This is a genomic window from Bacillus sp. EB106-02-03-XG38 (assembly GCF_058792175.1).
In genome coordinates, this window is record NZ_JBYTED010000016.1 from 1 (window position 1) to 5,918 (window position 5,918).

The 5,918-nt window shown below is 34.6% G+C and carries 7 protein-coding genes, 4 tRNA genes and 1 pseudogene; 11 read left to right on the plus strand and 1 reads right to left on the minus strand.

Annotated features, from left to right (window positions below):
- From AC3WTI_RS28275 to AC3WTI_RS28290, 4 genes are all read left to right on the plus strand, one after another.
- Positions 1-75: transfer RNA gene (locus AC3WTI_RS28275), tRNA-Gly, on the plus strand.
- Between the two features lie 14 nt (positions 76-89).
- Positions 90-160: transfer RNA gene (locus AC3WTI_RS28280), tRNA-Cys, on the plus strand.
- 10 nt (positions 161-170) lie between these two features.
- Positions 171-252, plus strand: a tRNA-Leu gene (locus tag AC3WTI_RS28285).
- Between the two features lie 89 nt (positions 253-341).
- Positions 342-527: a hypothetical protein gene (locus tag AC3WTI_RS28290; protein ID WP_142286448.1), complete on the plus strand. Its 186-nt coding sequence runs from the start codon at positions 342-344 to the stop codon at positions 525-527.
- A gap of 88 nt (positions 528-615) precedes the next feature.
- On the opposite strand, the gene AC3WTI_RS28295 is transcribed toward AC3WTI_RS28290, so the two are convergent.
- Entirely contained in the window at positions 616-936 is a 321-nt protein-coding gene (locus tag AC3WTI_RS28295) for a DUF3884 family protein (protein ID WP_087957261.1), read from the minus strand.
- A gap of 350 nt (positions 937-1,286) precedes the next feature.
- On the opposite strand from AC3WTI_RS28295, the gene AC3WTI_RS28300 reads away from it, so the two are divergent.
- The 7 genes and pseudogenes from AC3WTI_RS28300 to AC3WTI_RS28330 form a co-directional block, all read left to right on the plus strand.
- Positions 1,287-2,006, plus strand: coding sequence for a YebC/PmpR family DNA-binding transcriptional regulator (locus AC3WTI_RS28300; protein ID WP_048528712.1), 720 nt, complete (start codon positions 1,287-1,289; stop codon positions 2,004-2,006).
- 146 nt (positions 2,007-2,152) lie between these two features.
- Positions 2,153-2,614 (plus strand): NUDIX hydrolase, encoded by a 462-nt coding sequence (locus AC3WTI_RS28305; RefSeq protein WP_097842112.1) that lies wholly within the window; start codon positions 2,153-2,155, stop codon positions 2,612-2,614.
- 477 nt (positions 2,615-3,091) lie between these two features.
- Positions 3,092-3,868, plus strand: coding sequence for a transglycosylase domain-containing protein (locus AC3WTI_RS28310; RefSeq protein ID WP_087957263.1), 777 nt, complete (start codon positions 3,092-3,094; stop codon positions 3,866-3,868).
- Between the two features lie 187 nt (positions 3,869-4,055).
- Positions 4,056-4,706, plus strand: coding sequence for a DsbA family protein (locus AC3WTI_RS28315; RefSeq protein ID WP_087957264.1), 651 nt, complete (start codon positions 4,056-4,058; stop codon positions 4,704-4,706).
- Positions 4,707-4,820: 114 nt separating this feature from the next.
- Positions 4,821-4,894: transfer RNA gene (locus tag AC3WTI_RS28320), tRNA-Gly, on the plus strand.
- A 234-nt stretch (positions 4,895-5,128) separates the two neighbouring features.
- Positions 5,129-5,392 (plus strand): annotated as a pseudogene (locus tag AC3WTI_RS28325) (MerR family DNA-binding transcriptional regulator).
- A partial coding sequence (locus tag AC3WTI_RS28330) for an RNA-guided endonuclease InsQ/TnpB family protein (protein ID WP_144651189.1) occupies positions 5,389-5,918 on the plus strand: 530 nt, incomplete at its 3' end. The pseudogene AC3WTI_RS28325 and the gene AC3WTI_RS28330, both read left to right, overlap by 4 nt.

Consider the following 5,918-nt stretch of genomic DNA (forward strand, 5'->3'; position numbering starts at 1 on the left):
GCGGAAGTAGTTCAGTGGTAGAATACAACCTTGCCAAGGTTGGGGTCGCGGGTTCGAATCCCGTCTTCCGCTCCAATAAAATTTCATATGGCGGCATAGCCAAGTGGTAAGGCAGAGGTCTGCAAAACCTTTATCACCGGTTCAAATCCGGTTGCCGCCTTTTCTTTTGTGCCGATGTGGCGGAATTGGCAGACGCGCACGACTCAAAATCGTGTTCCTTCGGGAGTGTCGGTTCGACCCCGACCATCGGTATCAAGAACGGCGTAAAAAACTCTATACTAATTGTATAGAGTTTTTTTGTGTTTTCATGACACGACGAAAAGACAGATGCTCTGAGTAAGGTGTCAGAACAGTTCACTTCACTTGTATTTACGTTGATTTCACAAGCTAACTATAAAGAGAATTTACAATTAAATGATGAATGTCAAACAGAAGAAGTTGAGAAAGAAATAGTTACCCTTCATCAACAGGTAAGGGGTTATGTAATGGCATTTATCAACTTTGAAGTGAAAACACTAAAAGGATAAAAACGAATATGCATTTTTATCCTTTTAGTTCTATTTTTCTATAAAGCGTCAGCTGAATATTGTATATACAATATTCCCTTCAAGCATTCTAGAGCGAATTTCTCCACCCCGGTGACATGAAGTTAAATCCGACAGCGCCAGTAGATATTAGTACATTATCAACGGTTAAGTTTGTAATTTCTAAAAACCTCTTTTTAAACTCTTCTTTGTTGTATTTGTACATAGTTGAGTGGCACGCCCACATGTGCGTTGAAGTACTCAACCAGTCCCCTAATTCCTTTAATTCAGGAAACGATTCAAATTGAATTGGTGCATCTAATTTCATGAATCTCACTTGATAGATAGTTGGGTTTAGCTTTTCTCCTATCCATTTAAGACCGTGTTCTTTTTTCTCATTTGAATGTGTCATAATTCTCCCCCATCTTCTCTTCAAATTTTTCCCTGTTTTTATTATACAGCAATAGAAAGTAATTATAGGGATATTATGGAAATCATTATCGACGATATAAAAAACTCTAACAGAAATGTTAAAGTTTTTTTGTTAAATTGTGCTATGGGCTTCTAAAATTCGTAATAAATGTAGAAATTCATGTATAATATAACTTGTCGATAGAACAAAATGATAGTGATTTATATTATGTCTGTAATATGAATCAAAAATGAACTTTTTATATTTCTTTTAAAAATGTGTTGAATACACATTATATTTCATATTAATATTTTTATGTAGATTTAAAAACGGGAAAGAGAGTGGAAAGTATGGGTCGTAAATGGAATAATATTAAGGATAAAAAAGCATCAAAAGATGCAAATACAAGCCGTATATACGCGAAATTTGGACGTGAAATTTATGTGGCGGCAAAACAAGGCGAGCCAGATCCAGAATCAAACCAGGCGCTTAGAGTTGTATTAGAACGCGCGAAAACATACAATGTGCCAAGAACAATTATTGATCGTGCAGTTGAAAAAGCAAAAGGCGGTTCAGAAGAAAATTATGACGAGCTTCGTTATGAAGGATTCGGACCAAATGGATCTATGGTAATTGTAGATACACTTACAAATAACGTAAACCGTACTGCAGCAGATGTACGAGCTGCATTTAGCAAAAACAGTGGTAACATGGGTGTAAACGGTTCTGTAGCTTACATGTTTGATGCGACAGCTGTTATCGGTCTTGAAGGTAAAACATCAGATGAAGTTCTTGAAATTTTAATGGAAGCAGATGTAGATGCACGTGACATTCTTGAAGAAGAAGATGCTGTTATCGTGTATGCTGAACCTGATCAATTCCATGCAGTACAATCTGCACTTAAAGATGCTGGTGTTGAAGAATTCACAGTTGCAGAATTAACAATGCTTGCACAAAGTGATGTAGAACTTCCTGAAGATGCTCAAGTACAATTTGAAAAAATGGTTGATGCATTAGAAGATTTAGAAGATGTGCAACAAGTTTACCACAACGTAGACTTAGGAGAATAATACGATAGAAGCCCCTTTTCGTTTAACGGATAGGGGCTTTTTTATGAAGTTAATTAAGGTGATGAATTCGTAAAGGTATTTTGTTATAGACAGGGAATATGCTTATAGGGATATGTGAAATATGTATTATTGCTAGGAGGCTTAATATGGAACATAAAACACCAAAGCATATTGTTGCTGTAGCAGGTTATTTAACAAATGAAAAAGACGAGGTGTTATTAGCTAAAGTACATTGGAGATCGGATACGTGGGAGTTGCCGGGAGGGCAGGTGGAAGAAGGGGAAGCGCTCGATCAAGCAGTTTGTAGGGAAATGCTTGAGGAAACAGGATTAACTGTGAAGCCTATCGGTATTACAGGAGTTTATTATAATGCTTCCATGCACATCCTAGCTGTCGTTTTTAAAGTCACATATGTGAGCGGTGAAATACAAATTCAGCCTGAAGAAATACAAGAGGCTAAATTTGTTGCTTTAAATGAAGAGAACATAGATGAGTACATAACGCGTCCTCATATGAAATCGAGAACGCTTGATGCGATGAGAGCAACACATTGCATTCCGTATGAAACGTGGGAAGTGCAGCCGTATAATTTAATAGGCAGATTGTAAAGAAAAGAGTAGCCGATTTGAGATCCAATCAAATCACTACTCTTTTTTGTATACTGTTTAAGAAAAAGGTCAAAATAATAATAGTGCTAGTATTGATTTTTAGAACATTTGTTCCGTATAATGTATGATATGTTATGCACATTTAGATTACTAGATACTTACAAATATATATATTTGTAGATGATATAATAGAAATAGGTTGCTTTAATAGAGATGCCTTAAGGATTACTCTGTTATTGGTTTGGCTCAATCTATATTCAATATTTCAGATGAATAGTACATGAAAAAGGACTGTGATACAATACTTTTTTACCCCATTATTTGCCGGGTAGCCCGATTGGTGCGGCCTGATTAAAGTTTCATTTTATACCTTACAATGATGTAAGGTACGTGTAAGAGAAATCGATGGGATATTTTTTTACAACAAGGTATTCTTAAAGTAAGAATTATACGCTATGTGGAAAAGAGGTGTTCAAGATGAAAGAACGAGTATTATCTAGGGTGAACTATCACCAAAAAGTTGCATTAAATCCAATGACTAAGTTTTTTTATAAAGCCATTATTTTATTATTATTGTTAAGTTTTACATTATTATTCATTGGAAATGTAATGATCGAGAAAAGTGATATTAGTAAATTACATGTACCAGCTAAATTAGAGGTGCCAGAATCATTAACACATGCATTTATTGCGACAGAGGATAAAAGGTTTTATCATCATAACGGTTTAGATTATATAGCGATTGTCAGAGCGTCTGTTGAAAATATAAAAGCTGGTGGTGTTGTGCAAGGCGGAAGCACAATTACACAACAGTTATCCAAAAATGCTTTTTTAACGAATGAACGTACTTTTTCTCGTAAGTGGAAAGAGATTTTCTATACGAAAAAGATTGAACGTACATTTACGAAGGATGAAATTTTAAAATTGTATGTAAGCAATATTTATTACGGAGAAGGAGCATGGGGAATTGAAAAAGCAGCCAATCTTTACTTCGGTAAGAAGGTGAGCCAATTAACGTTGGCTGAAAGTGCAATGATGGCTGCTGTAGTAAAGGCACCTGCTTATTACTCTCCTGCACAAAATTACGATAAAGCAGTTGAGAGACGGAATGTAGTTTTGAGATTGATGGAGAAAGAAGGCTATATCAATCATGATGAGTATGTGCAAGCGGTTAGTGAGAAATTAGTTATTCGTCATGATATAAAAACAGAACAGTCGATGTTAAATAATGCGCGTGAAAAAGCAGTAAGCTAAAGGAGGTTCCTACATAGGAGCTTCTTTTTTTGAATAAATTGTGACAAATTGTGACACAATATCGTCACAATTGTTGTGTTTTTGTAATTTATGTGAGCGTGTTCATTGCGTGACATATGAAAGTATTGATATTATGTGTATTGTGTACAATGCTGTATACAGAATATGAATTTAAAGAGGAATGTATATGAAATCGAACAAACTCATGGCTCTTGGTATAGTTTTTTCTATCGCAGTATTGATTGTAATCGGAACAATTGCGTATAGCATCATAAATGACAAAAAGGATAAAGGGAATGAGATGTTTGCTTATTCCACACAACAATCTTTAGGGAAAGATGATGCACCAGTTAAGGTAGTTGAATTTGGAGACTTCAAATGTCCTGCTTGTCGTACTTGGGATGTAACAGTATTACCACGATTAAAAGAAGAGTATATTGATAAAGGTAAAGTGCAGTTATATTTTATTAACTTCCCGTTTATTGGAAAAGACTCTGATTTAGGCGCAGCGGCTGGTGAAGCAATTTATAAACAAGATCAAGATTCATTCTGGACTTTCTATGATGAGATTTATCAAAGTCAAAAGAAAGACACGGAAGAATGGATTACAGAAGAATTACTTCTTAACATTGTGAAAGAGAAGCTTCCGAAAGTTGATGTAGAACAATTTAAGAAAGATTTACACAGTAAAGAAATAAAAGAAAAAGTACGTAAAGATTCAGATCGTGCTCAAAAATTAAAAGTTCAAGGTGCTCCTTCAGTATATGTAAACGGAAATCTTGCAAACCCTGATTTCGATAGTATGAAGAAGGCGATTGATAAAGAATTGAAAAAGTGATGAGCTACTCATCACTTTTTCGACTTTTTTCGATAAAATTCTTGCTTCCGTTTTTTTAACATGCTATACTACTTTACATAAGTTATTCTAATATCTTATATTTATTTCATATTTGCGGGTGTAGTTTAGTGGTAAAACAAGAGCCTTCCAAGCTCTGGTCGAGAGTTCGATTCTCTTCACCCGCTCCAAATTTTATTAAATGTTTTTCTATAAATTGTGATCAACGCAGTGTTTCGTTTCTAAGATAAACGAGGCATTGCGTTTTTTAATGTTTGAAAAAGATAATTGTATGCGAAAATAGAAGTAGAGAATAGTATTCCAAAAGTGAATTGCTAACTAATATAGACGTTACATAAAGGGTGAGTTCATCTGAGGAGAAAGAAACAGTAAACAAAAATGTGCGTATATAGTAAAAAGTAATTATGAAACAATATAAACCAAAAGAATTTTCAGAAATGCTTAATGTCTCTGTTAAGACATTATAAAGGTGGGACAATCAAGGTGTGTTACCTGCTTACCGAAACCCAAAAGGAAGAAGATATTATACAGAAGAACAGTATAAGGAATATATGGGTATTCAAGAAGAACTTGTTCAGGATTTAATATCTATCGTTCATGTATTTAGCTGTAGAATATATGGATTGAGAAAATACAAAAAGAAAATGTCGGAGGATGAAGACTTATGAAAAGAGCATATTTAATAGAAATCAAACCGACAACTGAACAAGTTAGTAAAATCCGTCAAACTATTGGGGTGTGTCGATATGTATATAACCTGTATATTTCTAAAAATAAAGAGGCATATGAGTCGGAGGGGAAATTTCTTAGTGGCTATGACTTTTCCAAATGGCTAAACAACATTCATACAAAAGAGTGTGATCAGTGGATTAAAGAAGTGTCGAGCAAAGCGGTAAAACAAGCGATTATGAATGGAGATAAAGCTTTTAAGCGATTTTTTAAAGGTTTATCTCAGTTTCCACGATATAAAAAAAAGAGGAAGCAAGATGTGAAGTGCTACTTTCCGAAAAACAACAAAACAGATTGGACAGTAGAAAGACATAGAGTAAAAATCCCCACAATTGGTTGGACAAGGTTAAAAGAATATGGGTATATCCCTAAAAATGCAACTGTAAAGAGTGGCACAGTATATCAAAGAGCAGGAAGATATTTTGTATCTGTACTTTGCGAATTGGAAGAAATGGCAACAAAGTT